At 75.5% G+C, this 233-nt stretch carries 1 pseudogene; it reads left to right on the top strand.

Annotated features, from left to right (window positions below):
- Positions 1 to 233: pseudogene (locus J0695_RS38945) on the top strand (energy-coupling factor transporter transmembrane protein EcfT); the annotation flags it as partial.

Below are 233 nucleotides of genomic sequence, written 5' to 3'. Positions count from 1 at the left end.
TGGCCGCGCTCCTCATCTGCGTGGGCGCGGCCACCGCCCTGGCCAATCCGGCGCGGCTCCTCAAGTCGCTTCCGGGGGCGCTGTACGAGGCGGGGGTCGCCGTCGTCGTCGCGATGACGTTCGCCCCGAATCTCGTCGCCGACGTGACCAGGCTGCGCGCGGCCCGGCGGCTGCGCGGACGTCTCGACACCGGCGTGAAGGGCCGGCTCCAGGGGGGCCGGACGGTCCTGGAG

Source organism: Streptomyces beijiangensis (assembly GCF_017315755.1).
In the GTDB taxonomy this organism is placed as follows: domain Bacteria; phylum Actinomycetota; class Actinomycetes; order Streptomycetales; family Streptomycetaceae; genus Streptomyces; species Streptomyces beijiangensis.
The sequence above is the reverse complement of the archived record's forward strand: the minus strand, read 5'-3'. Positions and strand labels throughout refer to the sequence as shown.